The following is an 18,036-nucleotide window of genomic DNA, read 5'->3' as shown; positions in this document are numbered from 1 at the left end:
AGCAGCGCCAAAGCTCGACTCGGGATTAAAAATATTAGGGAAAATTAGAACTGAAAAATCTCGTAATATCCTTCAATTAAGTGGCCAAAATCACTATGGCACTGCAATTATTATGAATGTTCTTACTAATTGTCTTGAATATATACGAAGCATCTTTGAAAATAGAAATTGCTCTGGAAAGTAAAAGTATAGGAATTCTTTTGAAAAAGATTGAAGTAGTTGCAGCAATTATACAGTGTGGTGAAGAGACTCTTTGTGTTCAACGTGGTTCAGCAAAACTTGAGTATATTTCAAAAAAATATGAATTTCCGGGAGGAAAAATTGAAGCTGGAGAAACTAAAGAGGCAGCGATAATCCGAGAAATTAAAGAAGAGTTGCAGTTGGATATAATAGAGCCAAAATATTTCAGTACCGTTAACCATCAATACCCAGACTTTTTCATTACGATGCATTCGTTCACTTGTACAGTTGAAAGTAAGGATATAATTCTGACTGAGCATATTGATCAAAAATGGTTAAAAGTACAAGAGTTAGGTCATCTTGATTGGGCTGAAGCTGATATACCAATAGTCCAAAAACTTCAAAAAGATCACATTTAAGAGCTCAAAATTAATGATATTAAATGAACTGAATAAAAGTTTAGAAACTGGTTTTATAGATAAAGAGGTGAACTCTGAAAAACTATACCAACCAATGTTATTAGTGAATAAAAAGAATCCACCACAAAAAGTTCTTTCAACAATTTTAGAAGAATTACAATATTGTGATGAGTTCTTTATCTCAGTTGCTTTTGTTACAACAAGCGGTGTTGCTACCTTAATCAATATTCTGAAAGAGCTTAAAGATAAAGGTGTACAGGGAAAAATAGTTGTTTCTCAATATTTAAACTTTACTCAGCCTGAAGCTCTTAGAAAACTTTTAAAATTTACTAATATTGAACTCCGAATTGCTACTCATGAGAATTCACACTCAAAAGGATATTTATTTAAAAAAAAGGAATACCATAATCTCATTATAGGTAGTAGTAATCTTACGGCATCAGCATTAACTAAAAATAAAGAGTGGAATCTCAAAGTATCAGCTTTACATGATAGTGGTCTTGTTGAAAGAGTTATTAGTGAATTTAATGCTGATTTTAAAAAAGGTATACCTGTAACTGATTCATTTATTGATAATTATGAAGCCAAATATAATGAGCAGAGAATAAGGCATGACAAGTACCAAGCCTTAATAGAAACTGAAATAACACCTAATTCAATGCAAAAAGAAGCGTTAAGTAGTATTGATGACTTAAGAACGCAAGGTGAGTTGAAAGCTCTTCTAATTTCAGCAACGGGTACAGGTAAAACTTATTTATCAGCTTTTGACGCGTTAGCATTTCAACCTAAACGATTATTGTTTGTTGTACATAGGTTAACTATTGCTAAAAAGTCGTTAGAAACCTTTAAGAAAATTTTCGGTACGAATAAAAAGATGGGGATATATTCTGGCTCGCAAAAAGAATTAGACAATGATTTTTTATTTGCAACGGTTCAAACTATTTCAAAAGCTCACAACCTAAAGAGTTTTTCTCAAGATTATTTTGACTACATCGTCGTAGATGAGTCTCATCGTTCAGGTGCAGACTCTTATAAGCGACTCTTAAATCATTTTGAACCAAAATTTTTATTAGGAATGACGGCTACACCTGAAAGAACGGATGGTGAGGATATATTTAGCTTATTTGACCATAATATCGCCTATGAGATCCGTTTGAATAGAGCAATGGAAGAAGGCATGTTAAGTAACTTCCATTATTACGGTGTTTCAGACCTTATCATTGATGGAAAAGAGCAAGAAGATGCACGAAACTTTGCATATCTTTCCTCAAAAGAAAGAGTTAATAATATTGTTAAATACGCTAATTTTTATGGCTCAGATAACGGTATAACAAGAGGTCTTGTTTTTTGCTCTAGCAATGAAGAGTCTAAAAAATTAGCGGAGAGCTTTAATAATCATGGGTTCCGTTCAATAGCTCTATCCGGGAAAAATTCAGAGGAAGAAAGGTCACTTGCTATTAAATTACTAGAGTCCGATAATTTATCCGAAAAATTAGATTATATTTTTACTGTGGATATTTTTAATGAAGGAATCGATATTCCGAAAGTGAATCAAATTATAATGATTCGTCCTACCGAATCCGCAATTATTTTTGTTCAACAGTTAGGGCGGGGCTTACGAAAAATCGATGGCAAGGGATACCTGACGGTAATAGATTTTATTGGAAATCATAATAACAATTATCTTATTCCAATTGCTCTTTATGGCGATACTTCATATAACAAAGATGCTTTACGAAGAGCAATGTCTAGTGGTAGCAGACTTATCCCCGGAAGTTCTACTATTAACTTTGATGCAATTACGAAAGAACGAATATTTGCAGCAATTGACTCTTCGAATATGAAACTGTTTTCAGATTTGAAAAATGATTATTTCCTTTTAAAGTATAAGCTTGGACGATTACCTTTGATGATGGACTTCATTGAACATGGTTCGCGCGATCCCTTTTTGTACATAGAATATTCTAAGTCGCTTCTGAATTTTGTATGCAAGGTTGAAAAGAGTTTCTCTCATTCATTGACTGATAAAGCGCTAAAGTTACTAGAGTTTTTTTCCATCGAAGTAAATAACGGAAAACGAGTTGAAGAAAGTTTAATTCTAAATGAGTTATTAACACGGAAAACTTGTTCCGTTATGGAATTGAAAAAGATCGTATCTGGTGAATATAATTATGAAGTTACAGATCAAACAATTGAATCGTGCCTAAATAATATTAACTTGAAGTTTATACGTGACAAGTGTGAAGGCAAGCTGCTTCCCCTTAATGAAATTTTTGGAGTAAATATAATAACTCTTAAAGGTGGCGTATTTCAGCTAACTACAGAGTTTAACTCATTACTTGAGAATGATACTTTTAATGAATATTTACAGGACTCAATTAATTACTCGATAAATGCATTTAACAAGGCTTATAGAGATGAAAATTGGCGAGATGGTTTTAATCTGTATGAGAAATATTCAAGGAAAGATGTTTTTAGAATATTGAATGTGAAAACAAACCCTGTAGCTCAGAATGTTGGAGGTTATGTTGTCAGTACAGATAACTCACATTGCCCCATTTTTGTTAATTACCATAAAGACGAAGATATTTCGGAATCAACTAAATATGAAGATGAATTTATTAATAATAGAGAATTTTCATGGATGTCAAAGTCGAATAGGAAATTAGCAAGTAACGATGTTCAATCGATATTAGGTAACAAAGGAAGAATTAGACTTCCATTATTTATCAAAAAGAGTAACGACGAAGGTATTGAATTTTACTATATGGGAGACGTTGAGCCTCAAAGAGATAAAGTTAAGCAAACGTCAATGAATACCGACAGTGGAAAAGTGGTTTCAGTGGTTAATTTCACTTTCAATTTGTCTACACCAGTTGCCGACGAAATGTATAAATACCTTAAAGAAAAAGAAAAAGAAAAAGAAAAAGAAAAAGAAAAAGAAAAAGAAAAAGAAAAAGAAACCTTAGAAGTAATACATCCACTTTTCGATAAAAATGATGCCGCAGCAAACGAAGATAATTACATACCATTTTATGACTTCTATGCTGCAGCTGGATCGTTTAGTGAAATGCAAGAGAATAAAGATTTTGAGATGATTCCAGTACCAGAAAAGTACACTGTAGAGCAGAAGTACTTTTGTTGCAGAGTTAAAGGTGAGTCTATGAATCGTAGAATTCCTAATAACTCTATTTGTGTTTTCAGGGAGTCTCTAGGCGGATCTCGAAATGGTAAAATAGTTCTCGTTGAAAATTATGGTCAAAATGATGAAGAATATAATTCATCATTTACAATTAAGACATATGCCAGTGAAAAAAGAGTATCAGACGATGGTGAATGGGAGCATTCTGTTATTTTATTAAAACCAAACTCCACTGAATCAAAGTTTAAAGATATTGTTCTACACAAAGATGACTGCGAAAATATTCGAATAGTTGGTGAATTTATAGAGATATTGGATGAATCCACAGTGAACTAATTTTTATCAGTTAACATAGTTAAACCCAACCCCCCCATTGCTGGCAATTGCTCAATCTCTTGCCGCAATTCCATAGCCGCTTCATTGATTATGCTTGTACATAAATCGATATGTTGAATTTCACTATTTGACAAACCTTGTTGCAGCGCTTGTTGTTTTGCACTTTCTAATCCGTTTATTACAGAGGTTATGGTTTGTCCCATTATTAATTGTAATCGGGGGCGTGAGATACCAAATTCATTGGCAAAATCAGCCAACATATATGCGGTAATCGGGTTATTGAAATTTCCGGCGCTGCCCCTTTCATAACTGCCAATCGACATAGCGTAGTATTGGGAAATGCTGTTTGCTCGGCTAGGTGCATCCTCTACTTGCTGTTGTTGGATTTCTCTTATGATGGCTTCAACATTAACTAGGTCATAAAACGGTGTGAGCTCTAACCCTTTTTTACCAACAAAGAAGCTAATGTTTTTGCCATGGGCATCATAATTTCTCGCTAGAATATTAAACGTCATCCACCTTATGAGTTGGCTATGATAAGCCTCATTGTTGACTGTATTGAGAGCAAATAGTTTAGCGAAGCTGACGCCGTCTCTTATATAGATACCATCGCCTTCATCACCATGTTGTCGTTCATATTTGTATGATGGCGGTAAGTTAGTTGCTTGGCAGCCATCAATCATATGACGTCTTAGCACTTTACTTTTATCTGGTGTTAATCGTCTGTCAAAACGGTCAATTACATAGGCTCTCACGCCGCCATAACGTCTTAGTTCAACATAGGGAACAGACAAGCCAGCTTGTCCAGCTAAAAGCATAGTGAATAGTTCGTTCACTGCAATGAAAGGGGCTTTGCCAGTTTCAAACTTAACGATTTTATTTGAACATAAATCGCCCTCACCAAAACCTAACTTTCCATCAATTTCTAGTAAGTTGAGTTTGTCTTGTACACCCGCTACAGAAATTCGGGTTTTTCCATCCCAAAAGGTGATGGACTCGCCATGGCTTTTAAAGCGCGTTAATTTGTCATTTAATTCTTGTTCTGTGACTTCACGAAAAGAGCTGCCAATGGAATTTGAATCTGTATTGGACACTTCTGTTTTAAATGACAGTGCACCGGATGTTTCTGCACCTATTGCTTTAATCAAACCAAAAGTGTTGTTTTTAGAAATGGTAGTGTTGCTGGTCAGTTCTTCAAATCCCTGACCTTCAGGTAATAAATTCTGCAAGAAGTTACGCACGGCTTTATGCTCAAAGTCACCCGTTAATGGCAAGTGAGGTGAAATAGCAAAGCCGTCAGCTATCCAACTTGGTTCATACGTAAAGGCTATTTCAGTCTCCGAACCAACAGGGAGTGTAATGGTAGCCACTTTCTTCTGGCCGCCAATATATACATCTAATGTATTTATGTTCTGGTTGATTGAACTAATACCATTCGTCATCGCTGGTACCTTCAGTATGATTTTGGGTTAGGTTGTCAGAGATAATACTGAACGTTAAACCTAAGTATTCCATTACTTTAAGAATGTTGCTTAACTTAACATTGATATCGCCTTTTTCTATTTTCACCAACGTTGGTTTAGAAATAGTTAACGCCTCAGCAACATCAACCAATTTAAGTTTCATTCCTGTACGCTTGGCCGTAATAGCTTTTGCTAGTTGTTCAGGTGAAAAGTCACGGGTTAAGTCCGGCATCTCAGTACCCTTAACAACTCGACCTAATGTTTGTTTGGTTGATTTTTGATTCATATAAGTTAACTATAATTTACTTTTGTAGTTAACTTAGTCGCAGTGCAGTCAAAAGTCAATTTTAGTTAACTTTTGGGGCACACAACCATAGTCTTTAATTATAAGTAAAATATAATTAACTTATGGTAATTTTGGTAACCTTGTTTAATAGCATGACAGGTCTAAATTTTATATTTTAAGTGGTTTTTTATTTACTGCTAGAAGTGTCAAGATCACCTAACGCTGCATAAATTGAATTGAGTAATTAGAAATGAAAATTGGTCGAAATGAGCCTTGCCAATGCGGTAGTGGCAATAAATATAAACGTTGTTGTATGGCTAAAATTCAACAGCAACAGATTGAATTGCAGGAAGTAATTGAACAGGTAACTGCATTCAACCCAAATTTATCTCTAGATGAATTGAATGTGGTTGTTAATCATAAGATGGAAGAGATAAACCAGCGACCTAATGCTGAATTCTGTGGGTTATCACCCATGCAAATGACGAATTGGTTATATGCGCCACTTTCGGAATTAGAAGGAATAACAATTAATACTCCTTCCTGCTCCTTATCAAACAGTCCAGTAATGGCTTATTTAACATTAATCATCGACCACGCTACGGCTAATGGCGGTAAAATTAAAACAACCAGTAAAGGCAACTTGCCGGCTAAGTTGGTGAAACAAGCCAGTGACTTATTACCTCAATTTGCAGTAGCTCAATATGAAACGGTGCCAAGTATTAGCGAGTATTGTGGCAGTAATGAAGATAAATTTAACGCTTTACACTATACCCGGATCTTAGCGGAATTAGCTGGGATTATTTATGCCAGAAGTGGTTACTTGCATGTTAAGAAAGACATGCAAAAGGTATATCAAAAGCAAGGTATAGCTGGTTTATTTCGGCCAATGTTAGAAGCTGCGTTACGTAAATATAATTGGGGTTATTTCGACAGTTGTCAAGACGACGTTGATTTAAGAACGTTTTGGTTGTTCATGCTTTGGCGACTAACAGTTCATTGCAGTGTAGATAAGTTAGTCGATGAAGTAAGCTGCGCGTTTCCAGATTTGTTATCGCTTGTCCATGAAAGTGAATACCGAACTCGTGAACAACAACTTGGTAACTTAATTGAATCGCGATTTATTGTCCGCTTTTTGCAATTCTGGGGATTTGTGATCATCAATCCAAAACGATATGACAATGGAAAAGCCATTTCCAGAAAAGTTGAACTTCAGTCTTTGTGCTCCCAAACGTTCACCTTTGATTTTAAATAACCAAATATTGGTACTTAGTGGTTAATTAACAAAATTTGGGTTTTTATTAGTGGCTTTAAGTTAATTCACTATAATTTGGTTATTAGATCTTAATTACTAATTTATGGTGTTTTATGGATAAGGTAGAGCATACAAAAGTGTTACTTGGGCAACTCATTAAACAAACCCCAGCAACGAGCATGGATCAACATGAATTAGCGCTTCGGACTGGTGCGAATAAAAATACCATTAGCCGTTTAGAGCTGGGTAAAGGCGTAAATGTTGATACCTTGTTCTCGGTTTTAGAACACCTAGATTTACTAGATCCAATTTTAGACACCGTTGAACAGTGATATGAGTTAGTTAAAAACAATCCGCAACACAGTACATCTAAAGTTGAAAAGGAACTGCCAAATGACTTCTAGTGCGTATGTGTTTATTGATGGGCTAGAAGGTAAGCCTGTAATTTGTGCCATTGTCGAGCTAGACCCAGTCGCCAATGTAGGCAAGTTTCGTTACGGTAAATCTTATTTTCAGCGTGATGATGCCTTCCCACTGGAGTCTTTGCATTTACCCAGTGTATGGGCAATGCCGACGACCATTCTCGAGAAATCACGTATATCGCGAAAGCGTTCAAGTAATTCATCAAAATAGTCTGAACTCAGATCTTTATCGGGGTTTTTAAGGCGTTCGTCATCTATAGCGAACTCTGTAACCAACAGAAAGTACCGCCTCTAAATTGTAATGATCTAGCAGCCTTTCTAATTCCCTTGCGCCTTCTAGGGCAACTGTCCGGAATTTCCGGATAGTTGAAGTGGGGTCTAACTCACCTTCATCGTAAATATTATTGATATGTTCACTAATTGTTTTATTTGAACGCTCAAATAGATCTGCAATTTGTTTTTGCGTTAACCAAAGCGAGTCCTCTTGCATATGCTCTGTAAGAGCTTTGTAAATTAGTTTAGCTCTAACTTGGATACAGTTGCAGATTTGGTACGGAGGTTAAGCTATTTTACTAAATAAGAGACAAAGCAGTACGGTGATAGACGTAAGTCTACTGGTTACAATACAAATTAACTTGAACGCTAAAAATAAAAAAGCCCAGTATGGCTGGGCTTTGGAGGAGGTGTTTGGACTCTAAAGAATATTATTCAATATTCTGGATTTGCTCCCTCATCTGCTCAATAAGAACCTTTAACTCAACAGCGGCTTTAGTGATGTCGGCATTGATTGATTTTGAGGCTAGGGTATTTGATTCGCGGTTGAACTCTTGCATCATAAAGTCGAGTCTGCGGCCACATGCGCCGCCTTTTTTCATGATCTTTTGCGTTTCAGTTACGTGGCTTTCGAGGCGGTCGAGTTCTTCGGCGACGTCGGTTTTTTGTGCCATATAAATGAGTTCTTGTTCGAGGCGAGCGGCGTCGATTTCAACTTTTGCGTCTTCGAGTTTGGCAACTATGCGTTCTTTTTGCCACGCCATGATTTCAGGCATGTGTTGTTTTACGATAGCGACTTGTTCAACAATGATCTCAAGACGAGAGTCGATCATTTGTTTTAAGTTTGCGCCTTCACTGCCGCGGGCTTCTTTGAAGTCTTTAACAAGTTGGTCAAAGCCACCGATAACGTCTTTTTGCACTGAGTCCATGTCGGTTTCTTCAGCTTCCATAACGCCTGGCCATTTTAATATGTCCACTGGATTTAACTCGCCAGCACCAGCGGCTTTATTTACCCAGTTTGCACTGTCGATAAGTTGTTGCGCTAAGGTTTCGTTTAATGACAATTTGGCAACTGCCGAGGCATTGGCGGTGTATTTTAAAAATACTTCAACTTTGCCGCGCTGTAACTGTTTGCGCAGACGTTCACGTATAATGGTTTCCATCGAACGGAATTGCTCTGGTAAGCGAATATACGTTTCGAGATAACGTTGATTTACCGAACGTATTTCCCAAACGGCGTTGCCCCAATCGCCTTTAACTTCGTTACGGGCATAAGCGGTCATACTTTGGATCACGGTCGTTCCTAACATTTTATTTTACAATTGCCTCTATTATAAACATCGGAGGAGTTAACACACGGAAAATTTGTTTTTTGGATCTAAAACTATACCTAGCGCTTCGCTTTTAGTTTGCGGCAGTTTTAGGATTTAATACGCTAATTATTTGTTTTTTAGGTTTGAAACTAATCCTAATACTTTGATTGCAAATTTAATTTGGGTGGCGGTGACTGAGATAAAAATTAATTTGTGATTTTATAACGATGTACAATTTTTCGACTATAATTTTCGGCACGCGCAGGTGTTATCGTAACTTTATTTAAGTAATTACTTTAATTTGATGCTTTTTTATACATTAAGGCTCGCTAAAGGTTATAAAAACGTGTACAATGCGCGCCCTTTGATATATATCCCCATATCAGGCTAAGCTCGAATTGTGAACGTTTATAAGACGCGTGTGTAGGTAGAGTGATGACGGAATAGTGCGTGAAGTTGGGGTCGAAATGTGAGTAAACAATGACAGAAAATGTAACACCCCAACCAAATGCAGCCGTAGTTGCTGAAGCAACAGAATTAAAATTCGCTGATTTAGGTTTAAGCCCTGAAGTATTAGACGCTGTTCACAGTGTTGGTTATGAAACACCTTCACCAATTCAAGCAGAATGTATTCCTCATATCTTAAACGGCGATGACGTTTTAGGTATTGCGCAAACAGGTACTGGTAAAACAGCCGCGTTTGCATTACCAGCATTATGTAAATTAGATGCAAAAATTAATTCACCACAGGTTTTGGTATTAACACCAACGCGTGAATTAGCAATTCAAGTTGCTGAAGCATTTTCAACATACGCTGAAAAATTATCAGGTTTCCATGTATTACCTATTTACGGTGGTCAAGACTTCCGTACGCAATTACGTTCTTTAAAACGTGGTGTGCATGTAGTAGTTGGTACTCCTGGCCGTGTTATGGACCATATGCGTCGTGAAACATTAGACTTGTCTAACCTGAAAATGGTTATTTTGGACGAAGCTGATGAAATGTTGCGTATGGGTTTCATCGACGATGTTGAATGGATCATGGAGCATGTTCCTAAACAAGCACAAATTGCTTTGTTCTCAGCAACGATGCCAGCACAGATCTTAAAAGTAACTAAAAACTACTTAAAAAATCCTAAAGAAGTGCGCATTAAGCCTAAAACTGCGAGCCACTCAAACATTACGCAGCAATATTGGATTGTTAATAACAACCAAAAGCTTGACGTATTGACTCGTATTTTAGAATTGATCCAATTCGACGGTATGATCATCTTTGTTAAAACACGTATTAGCACAAGCGAACTTGCGGATAAATTGTCGGCAAGAGGTTATGCGGCAGCGGCACTTAATGGTGATATGAACCAGTCGCATCGTGAACAATGTATCGAATCTTTAAAATCAGGTCGCTTAGATATCATCATCGCAACAGACGTTGCTGCTCGTGGTATCGATGTTGAACGTGTTAGTCACGTTATTAACTACGATTTACCATATGATGTTGAGTCTTATGTTCACCGTGTTGGCCGTACGGGTCGTGCGGGACGTAAAGGTAATGCAATCTTGTTTGCAGCGCCACGTGAACGTCGTTTATTGAAAACGATTGAACGCGAAACCAAGCAAACGATTTTACCTTATGAAGCGCCTTCAAATGAAGAAGTGACCCAATTACGTGTTTCTTCGTTTAAAGAAAAGATTTCAGATGCATTGGGTTCTCAAGAATTAGAATTTTTCCAAAAATTAGCGATTGAGTATGCTGAAGAGCATCAAATGGATGTTGCTGAAGTTGCAGGTGCGTTAACGTACTTAGCGCAACAAGAAGCGCCTCTACAGGTTACTGGTAAAGGTATGCCTGGTCACAACAACGGCGATGATCGTGGTGACAGAGGTCCTCGTGACCGTAACGATCGTGGTCCTCGTGATCGCAATGACCGTGGTGACAGAGGCGGCCGTGATGGCGGACGTGGACGTGATCCAGGTATGAAGATGCAAGCTTACCGTATCGAAGTTGGTCGTGAGCATGGCGTATCACCAAAAGATATCGTTGGTGCAATTGCAAACGAAGCTAACATTAGCTCTCGTTTCATCGGCAACATCAAACTTGCTCCTAACTTCTCAATTGTTGAGTTACCAGCAGAAATGCCAGCTGACGTACAACAGAAGTTGAAGCAAACTAAGATCCGTAATCAAACGATTGACCTTAAAGTTGACCCTCGTGGTGGCGAAGGTGTTGGTCGTCGTGAAGGCGGTGGCGGTCGTGACGGCGGACGCGGTAGAGATGACCGTGGCGGACGTGGACGTGGTCGTGACGGCGGACGTAGTGGCGGTGGTGAAGGCCATCGTGGACGTCGTTCAGAAAAATAATTTAACCATCTAGGTTAATCTAAGGGCAACGTATCGTTGCCCTTTTTTATATAAACAATTTACAAACGTAATTTAGGTATACACCTTTTGTTGGTATATTACGTTTTCAAGAAATTTAATAGGGTATTAACATGCGTCCAAGCGGCAGAACAACTTCTCAAATTCGACCAGTCACCATCACACGTAACTTTACAGCACACGCTGAAGGTTCAGTTTTAATTGAGATTGGCGATACAAAAGTATTATGTAATGCGACCGTTGAAGTGGGCGTACCGCGTTTTATGAAAGGCAAAGGTAAAGGTTGGGTAACGGCGGAATACGGTATGTTACCGCGTTCGACTCATACTCGTAACAACCGTGAAGCTGCGCGTGGCAAACAGTCTGGCCGTACAATGGAAATTCAACGTCTCATCGCTCGTTCACTTCGTGCCGCTGTCGACTTAACGGCGCTAGGCGAAAATACCATTACCGTTGATTGCGATGTTATCCAAGCTGATGGCGGAACACGTACTGCCTCAATTACAGGTGCTTGTGTGGCGTTAGTTGATGCAATTAACTATATGCGTAAAGAAAACATCATTAAAACGAATCCGCTTAAACACCTTATTGCGGCTATCTCAGTTGGTGTTTATAAAGGCACGCCAATTGCCGATTTAGAATACCTTGAAGATTCTGAGGCTGATACTGACATGAACGTGATAATGACTGAAGACGGTCGTTTAATCGAAGTACAAGGCACGGCAGAAGAAGAACCATTTACGTTTGACGAAATGCAAGAAATGTTAGCTTTAGCTAAAAATGCGATTGGCGAACTTATCGATGAACAGAAAAAAGCGATTGCTTAAGTAATACTAGGTGACCACATGAAAGATTATCAAATTGAATTTATTGAATTTGCACTAGAAAAACAAGTTTTAAAGTTTGGCGAATTCACCTTAAAATCTGGCCGTACGAGTCCGTATTTCTTTAATGCGGGTTTGTTTAATACCGGTCGTGATCTCGCACGTTTAGGTCGTTTTTATGCAGCTGCATTGGTCGACTCTGGCATCAAGTTTGACGTATTGTTTGGCCCTGCTTATAAAGGCATTCCAATTGCGACTACAACGGCGGTTGCGTTGGCTGATCATCACGATATTGACACGCCATACTGCTTTAATCGTAAAGAGAAAAAGACCCACGGTGAAGGCGGAAGTTTAGTTGGATCTGAGCTTAAAGGTGACATCATGTTAGTGGATGATGTGATCACCGCGGGCACGGCGATTCGTGAATCGATGGAGATCATTCAGCAACATGGTGCTAATTTATCTGGGGTGTTAATTGCTTTAGATCGCCAGGAAAAAGGCAAAGGCGAATTGTCTGCGATTCAAGAAGTTGAACGCGATTTTGGTACAAAAGTCATATCAATCGTGACATTAGCAGACGTAATTACTTATTTAGCTAAGACGCCATCTTATGCTGACTATTTACCTTTAGTGGAAGCGTATCGTACAAACTACGGTATTTAAGACAAAGGTGCTGTTGGGCAAAAGTTTTGTTTATCAGTCATTTTGCTAACAGGCGTATTCATATTAAAATCAAACGTTAATATGAATAGCAAAAACGAACGTTAATAAAAAAGCCATCGAATGCAAATTTGATGGCTTTTTTTATTTCGGTTGTATTTAGTCGAACTAACTAAAATAACTAATCTTCGATTTCAGGGATCGCTTTTCCCATCTCTATCAAAATATTGCGCACTTCTTCAGGTATTTGTTCAGGATTGTCTTTCGACAAATCACCGTCGGCCGGCAAAGGTTGGCCTGTAAACGCGTGTAGAAATGCTTCACATAACAATTCGCTATTAGTAGCGTGCCGCAAGTTATTCACTTGGCGTCGAGTTCGCTCGTCGGTTAATACTTTTAAAACGTTAAGCGGAATTGAGACGGTTATTTTTTTAACCTTTTCCGCTTTTTTTCCATGTTCTGCATAAGGATGAATGTATTCGCCATTCCACGTAGCCATAGTACACCTGCGATGTTCAGTAATTCTTTTTTAACATTTTTGCCACTTCGAACTCGTCTTTGGAAGTATTAGGACGTTATGGGCAAAATCGAAAGATATAAGTTAAAGACCCGGCAAATTGTATTGGATTAAATTAATTAGTCAAATTATCGATTTCTAAAAGTTTAGACGTCTAGACTGTTGACATAAAAATTAATCAGTTTATAGTCTAGTCACCTTGAGTGGTTTAGCCATCTAAACGTATAAAAGTCTGGAATAAACATGAGTAACTTAGCAAATAAAGATTTCGCAGCAGCAACAATAGCCGTGCAAACCGGTTTAAACACAGATAAAAATCACCAATCAGTTGTTGCCCCAATTTATATGGCTAGTAACTACAAGTTTGAAGACCTAAACAATCGCCCGGCTTACGAATACAGCCGCAGTGGCAACCCTACCCGTGACTTGTTAGCAAATGCATTAACCGAACTTGAGTACGGTGTCGGTTCGGTGGTTACGTCATCTGGCATGGCGGCAATCAACTTAGTGTTAAATCTGTTGTCAAAAGATGATGTGATTGTTGCGCCACAGGATTGTTACGGCGGCACCTATCGTTTGTTCGACAGTTTTGCTCAGCGCGGTGTGTTCAAATTAGTCTGGCTTGACTATTACGCAGACGATATCGAACAACAAATTCAAAAAATTAAACCGAGCATTGTTTGGATTGAAACCCCAAGTAATCCGCTACTTCGTATTACTGACATTAAAAAATTATCAGCGACCGCTAAGTCGGTTGGCGCACGCACTGTTGTAGATAATACGTTTTTGTCGCCAATTGGTCAGACGCCGTTAAAACTTGGTGCCGACATTGTTGTGCATTCAAGCACAAAATATCTAAATGGTCATTCAGACGTTGTATCAGGCGCTGTAATTTGTGCGAGTGCTGACGATCATGAGCAATTAGCTTGGTGGGCAAATAATACAGGCGTTACCGGTTCTCCGTTCGACAGTTATTTAATATTGCGCGGGATCAGAACCCTGCCGTTAAGAATTAAGCAACACAGTAAAAATGCCCAGTCTATTGCTGAAGTGCTCGATGCGCACGAATTGGTAAAGCACGTTAATTTCCCTGGATTACCTTCACATCCGGATCATGAACTAGCGAATCGTCAGCAAAATTACAATGCTGGAATGTTGAGCTTTGAATTAAACGGGGATATCGACACCGTTAATTCGTTTATCAAAAATTTGCAGCTCTTCACATTAGCTGAATCATTAGGTGGCACCGAGAGTTTGGTTTGTCATCCGTCAACAATGACTCATGCGGCAATGGATGAAGAAGCCCAATTAACGGCTGGAATTACGACTCAACTTGTTCGTTTCTCGGTTGGGATTGAAGATAAAGCAGACTTAGTAGCTGACGTAATACAGGCTTTATCCGTTGCGAACATTGAAAAAAATACACCAAATGCGGCGGGACGTTCTGCTAAAGCTGGTTTAAAAAAAGTATTAGACGATGATTCAGTAGACTCAGCGGCTTGCCGACTCAGTCCTGCGCTCGCGGCATTGTGGTAGGGAGTAGATAATGTCAAATAACCTTACTGAAATTAATGTTGTTGTATTGGGGCGTGGTGTTGTTGGCTCGGTCTGGCTTGACGGTAGTGCTGAGCTTAGATCTCGTTTTAAAAATGTTGCTAACGTTAAAATTGTTGCTGTTGCTAATTCGACTCGCTATTTGTTAGATAAAAATGGTCTTGGTATTGAACAATTAAATCAATATGCTCAGTTATCTAAAGCTGCGGACTTACATCAGCTGATTGGTGCGTTGTCTGATTTAGAGTTACCAAACTTGGTTATTTTAGATCTCACAGCCAGCGATATTGTTGCAAATCGTTATTTAGAATTTGCTGAACGTAGCTGGAATGTTATTTCAGCTAACAAAATCCCTTTAACTAAATCAACAGAACGCCATAAATTGTTGATCAATACATTCAGAGCGAATGGGTGTTTTTGGGGTATTAATGCCACAGTTGGCGCGGCGTTACCCGTGCAGTCTAGCTTAAGTGACTTACTGCAAGCGGGTGATAAACTGCAGTCTATAACCGGTGTTTTTTCTGGTAGCTTGTCCTACTTATTAAGTTATTATGACGGTGAACAAAGTTTTACTGACTTAATCAAACAAGCAAAAGAAGTTGGTATGACCGAGCCTGACCCACGAGACGATTTATCTGGGACAGACGTTCAACGCAAATTATTAATTTTGGCGCGTATCGCAGGATATTCGTTAAACCTAGAAGACATTAGAGTATCGCCGTTATTACCCCAGTCTTTATTAGACGGTGACCTTAATGACTTTTGGAACAATGCTGAAGCGATTGACCAGTTTATGGCTGAGAAAAGCGCGGCAGCTAAAAAAGTCGGTCAGAAATTAGCTTATCAAGCAAAAGCCACTTTTAACGGCAATGTTGCCGAAGGCGAGGTGAGTTTAGTGTCGTTGCCACTTGATAATGCGCTTACCCAACTTACGCCAGCGGATAATGTTTTCACATTAACAACTGATTTTTACTTGAATAACCCGCTTGTTATTCGAGGCCCGGGCGCAGGTGCAATTGTCACCGCGACCGCTGTAAACATAGATTTGAATAAATATATCCTGCAGATTGCTGTCGCAGCATCTGGCACAGGAAATCCAAGAACAGAATTATATTAGGAGGCGTCATGGCTTTTCATCATGCGCAACAGCTAGAATCCATCAACAACAACTTGTTGGACATTAAAGGTAAGATCGACGTTTCATTTGAATTTTTCCCACCAAATTCAGCAGAAATGGAAACCACATTGTGGAATTCTATCGAGCGTTTAACTCCGCTTAATCCAAAGTTTGTATCAGTTACATACGGTGCAGGTTCAGGCACACGTGACCGTACTCACGATGTAATAAAACGCATTCAAAAAGAAACAAATCTTGCAACGGCTGCTCATTTAACGTGCATAGACGCAAATGAAGATGAGTTGAAAGCAATAGCTAAAGATTATTGGGATCACGGCGTTCGTCATATTGTAGCTTTACGTGGTGACTTGCCAGACAACTCTACTGTTCCGCATATGTACGCGACAGACTTAGTTAAGTTGTTGAAAAAAGAAAACGATTTTGAAATTTCAGTAGCCGCTTATCCAGAAGTGCATCCCGATGCACGCAATGCACAAGCAGATTTGATCAACTTAAAACGTAAAATAGACGCTGGGGCGACTCGTGCTATTACGCAATTTTTCTTTGACGTAGAAACCTATTTACGATTTAGGGACCGTTGCGTTGCCGCTGGAATCGAAGCTGAAATCGTACCGGGTATCTTGCCTGTAACTAACTTTAAAACGTTAAAGCGTTTTGCCGGATTAACTAACGTTAATGTACCTAATTGGTTACACAACTCCTTTGACGGTCTTGATAATGACCCAACAACTCGTAACCTAGTTGGCGCGTCAGTAGCTATGGATCAGGTAAAAGTATTATCTAAAGAAGGCGTAAAAGACTTCCATTTTTATACCTTGAACCGTAGTGAATTAACGTATGCCATTTGCCATTTGTTAGGTGTTCGCGCACAAGACAATCAAGGGTAAAATAAAAAGATTAATGCGTCTGATGCTGTTTAAGCCAGACGCAAATCCTTTCCGGCACGTCTGTACCAATCGCTATTCTCAATATATATGCTCATAATTTTAGAAAAAAAGTCATTCCAAAAACACAGAAAAAACGTCATTCCTAATACCCAGAAAAAACGTCATTCCTTAGCTTGTAATATGAGTCGAGTCTAAGCGATATTTGGAACCTCCAACCAAATGCAGAGGAAGTTCATAATTCGCCTTTCAATTGGCTCAAGATTTCAGAACAAAAAACGTCATCCCAAAAGAGCCTAAGCGATATTAGGGATCTCCAACCAAATGCAGAGGAATTTCATAATTCGCCCTAAATTGGCTCATAATTTCAGAACACAAAACGTCATCCTTTAGCTTGTAATATGAGTCGAGCCTAAGCGATATTTGGGATCTCCAACCGAGTGCAGAGGACGTTAAAAAATCAGCGACATTGACCCAGCAGGCCCCCAAATCCATAGAACACAACGTCATCCCAAATACACAGAAAAAACGTCATCCCAAAAGAGCCACAGCGATATTAGGGATCTCCAACCAAATGCAGAGGAATTTCATAATTCGCTTTAAATTGGCTCATAGTAAAAAGAAACAACCGTCATTCCAAATCAACAGAAAAAACCGTCATCCCAAAAGAGCCTAAGCGATATTAGGGATCTCCAACCAAATGCAGAGGAAGTTCATAATTCGCCTTGCGGGCTGCGCTTTTCTTTGCCCTGCGGGCGGCTATTTCGACTGCGTCGACCTTACTTTTTTCAACAGCCAAAAAAGTAGGCAAAAAGGCCGCTTTCGACCAAATCCCTAATCCTTATTTAAGATTTATATTATCGTCGAAGACGGAATGTACGCACATCCCTATGCACATTCCTTGCAACGGCGTCCCTGCCGTTCACTTCGAGATATAAATCTCAACTAAGGGGGATTTAGACGAAGGAAAATGTCGCCTGAACTTTAGGTG

General features: G+C 38.8%; 15 protein-coding genes and 1 pseudogene. 11 read left to right on the top strand and 5 right to left on the bottom strand.

Annotated features, from left to right (window positions below; genetic code table 11):
• The first annotated feature begins 155 nt into the window (after positions 1–155).
• On the top strand, positions 156–599 hold the full coding sequence (locus KO525_RS03800; RefSeq protein ID WP_252736784.1) for a (deoxy)nucleoside triphosphate pyrophosphohydrolase: 444 nt from the start codon (positions 156–158) through the stop codon (positions 597–599).
• 13 nt (positions 600–612) lie between these two features.
• Positions 613–4,077, top strand: a complete 3,465-nt coding sequence (locus KO525_RS03795; protein WP_215962463.1) for a DUF3427 domain-containing protein — start codon at positions 613–615, stop codon at positions 4,075–4,077.
• Here the strand turns inward: KO525_RS03795 and KO525_RS03790 are convergent.
• Together KO525_RS03790 and KO525_RS03785 are read right to left on the bottom strand one after the other, a co-directional pair.
• On the bottom strand, positions 4,074–5,519 hold the full coding sequence (locus tag KO525_RS03790) for a HipA domain-containing protein (RefSeq protein ID WP_215962462.1): 1,446 nt from the start codon (positions 5,517–5,519) through the stop codon (positions 4,074–4,076). The genes KO525_RS03795 and KO525_RS03790 overlap by 4 nt on opposite strands.
• On the bottom strand, positions 5,503–5,826 hold the full coding sequence (locus tag KO525_RS03785; protein WP_252736783.1) for a helix-turn-helix domain-containing protein: 324 nt from the start codon (positions 5,824–5,826) through the stop codon (positions 5,503–5,505). The genes KO525_RS03790 and KO525_RS03785 overlap by 17 nt, the downstream gene beginning before the upstream one ends.
• A 250-nt stretch (positions 5,827–6,076) precedes the next feature.
• On the opposite strand from KO525_RS03785, the gene KO525_RS03780 reads away from it, so the two are divergent.
• From KO525_RS03780 to KO525_RS03770, 3 genes are all read left to right on the top strand, one after another.
• Positions 6,077–7,081, top strand: coding sequence for a YecA family protein (locus KO525_RS03780; protein WP_215962461.1), 1,005 nt, complete (start codon positions 6,077–6,079; stop codon positions 7,079–7,081).
• A gap of 113 nt (positions 7,082–7,194) precedes the next feature.
• On the top strand, positions 7,195–7,413 hold the full coding sequence (locus tag KO525_RS03775) for a helix-turn-helix transcriptional regulator (protein WP_252736782.1): 219 nt from the start codon (positions 7,195–7,197) through the stop codon (positions 7,411–7,413).
• Between the two features lie 61 nt (positions 7,414–7,474).
• A complete protein-coding gene (locus tag KO525_RS03770) occupies positions 7,475–7,714 on the top strand; it encodes a hypothetical protein (RefSeq protein WP_252736803.1) in 240 nt (79 codons plus the stop codon).
• Positions 7,715–7,725: 11 nt separating this feature from the next.
• Here KO525_RS03770 and KO525_RS03765 read toward each other — a convergent pair.
• Positions 7,726–7,993, bottom strand: a pseudogene (locus tag KO525_RS03765) (hydroxyacid dehydrogenase); the annotation flags it as partial.
• 214 nt (positions 7,994–8,207) lie between these two features.
• Positions 8,208–9,071 carry a YicC/YloC family endoribonuclease gene (locus KO525_RS03760; protein WP_215962460.1) on the bottom strand — a complete coding sequence of 288 codons (864 nt, stop codon included), beginning with the start codon at positions 9,069–9,071 and terminating at the stop codon, positions 8,208–8,210.
• A 498-nt stretch (positions 9,072–9,569) separates the two neighbouring features.
• On the opposite strand from KO525_RS03760, the gene KO525_RS03755 reads away from it, so the two are divergent.
• The 3 genes from KO525_RS03755 to pyrE all read left to right on the top strand — a co-directional run bounded on the left by KO525_RS03755 (position 9,570) and on the right by pyrE (position 12,955).
• The gene (locus KO525_RS03755; RefSeq protein WP_215962459.1) at positions 9,570–11,450 is read left to right on the top strand and encodes a DEAD/DEAH box helicase; all 1,881 of its coding nucleotides are present in this window, start codon (positions 9,570–9,572) and stop codon (positions 11,448–11,450) included.
• A gap of 131 nt (positions 11,451–11,581) precedes the next feature.
• On the top strand, positions 11,582–12,295 hold the full coding sequence (rph, locus tag KO525_RS03750; RefSeq protein ID WP_215962458.1) for a ribonuclease PH: 714 nt from the start codon (positions 11,582–11,584) through the stop codon (positions 12,293–12,295).
• An 18-nt stretch (positions 12,296–12,313) separates the two neighbouring features.
• The gene (gene pyrE / locus KO525_RS03745) at positions 12,314–12,955 is read left to right on the top strand and encodes an orotate phosphoribosyltransferase (protein ID WP_215962457.1); all 642 of its coding nucleotides are present in this window, start codon (positions 12,314–12,316) and stop codon (positions 12,953–12,955) included.
• Positions 12,956–13,133: 178 nt separating this feature from the next.
• On the opposite strand, the gene metJ is transcribed toward pyrE, so the two are convergent.
• Entirely contained in the window at positions 13,134–13,451 is a 318-nt protein-coding gene (gene metJ / locus KO525_RS03740; RefSeq protein WP_215962456.1) for a met regulon transcriptional regulator MetJ, read from the bottom strand.
• Between the two features lie 261 nt (positions 13,452–13,712).
• Between metJ and metB the strand changes: the two genes are divergently transcribed.
• From metB to metF, 3 genes are read left to right on the top strand one after another with little or no spacing between them, the layout of a single operon-like run.
• The gene (metB, locus tag KO525_RS03735; protein ID WP_215962455.1) at positions 13,713–15,005 is read left to right on the top strand and encodes a cystathionine gamma-synthase; all 1,293 of its coding nucleotides are present in this window, start codon (positions 13,713–13,715) and stop codon (positions 15,003–15,005) included.
• 10 nt (positions 15,006–15,015) lie between these two features.
• A complete protein-coding gene (locus KO525_RS03730; protein WP_215962454.1) occupies positions 15,016–16,140 on the top strand; it encodes an aspartate kinase in 1,125 nt (374 codons plus the stop codon).
• 8 nt (positions 16,141–16,148) lie between these two features.
• A complete protein-coding gene (gene metF / locus KO525_RS03725) occupies positions 16,149–17,048 on the top strand; it encodes a methylenetetrahydrofolate reductase (RefSeq protein WP_215962453.1) in 900 nt (299 codons plus the stop codon).
• The last annotated feature ends 988 nt before the right edge of the window (positions 17,049–18,036 follow it).

The organism is Psychrosphaera sp. B3R10 (assembly GCF_018861025.1).
Lineage (GTDB): Bacteria > Pseudomonadota > Gammaproteobacteria > Enterobacterales > Alteromonadaceae > Psychrosphaera > Psychrosphaera algicola.
This window is presented reverse-complemented; position numbering and strand designations above follow the sequence as displayed.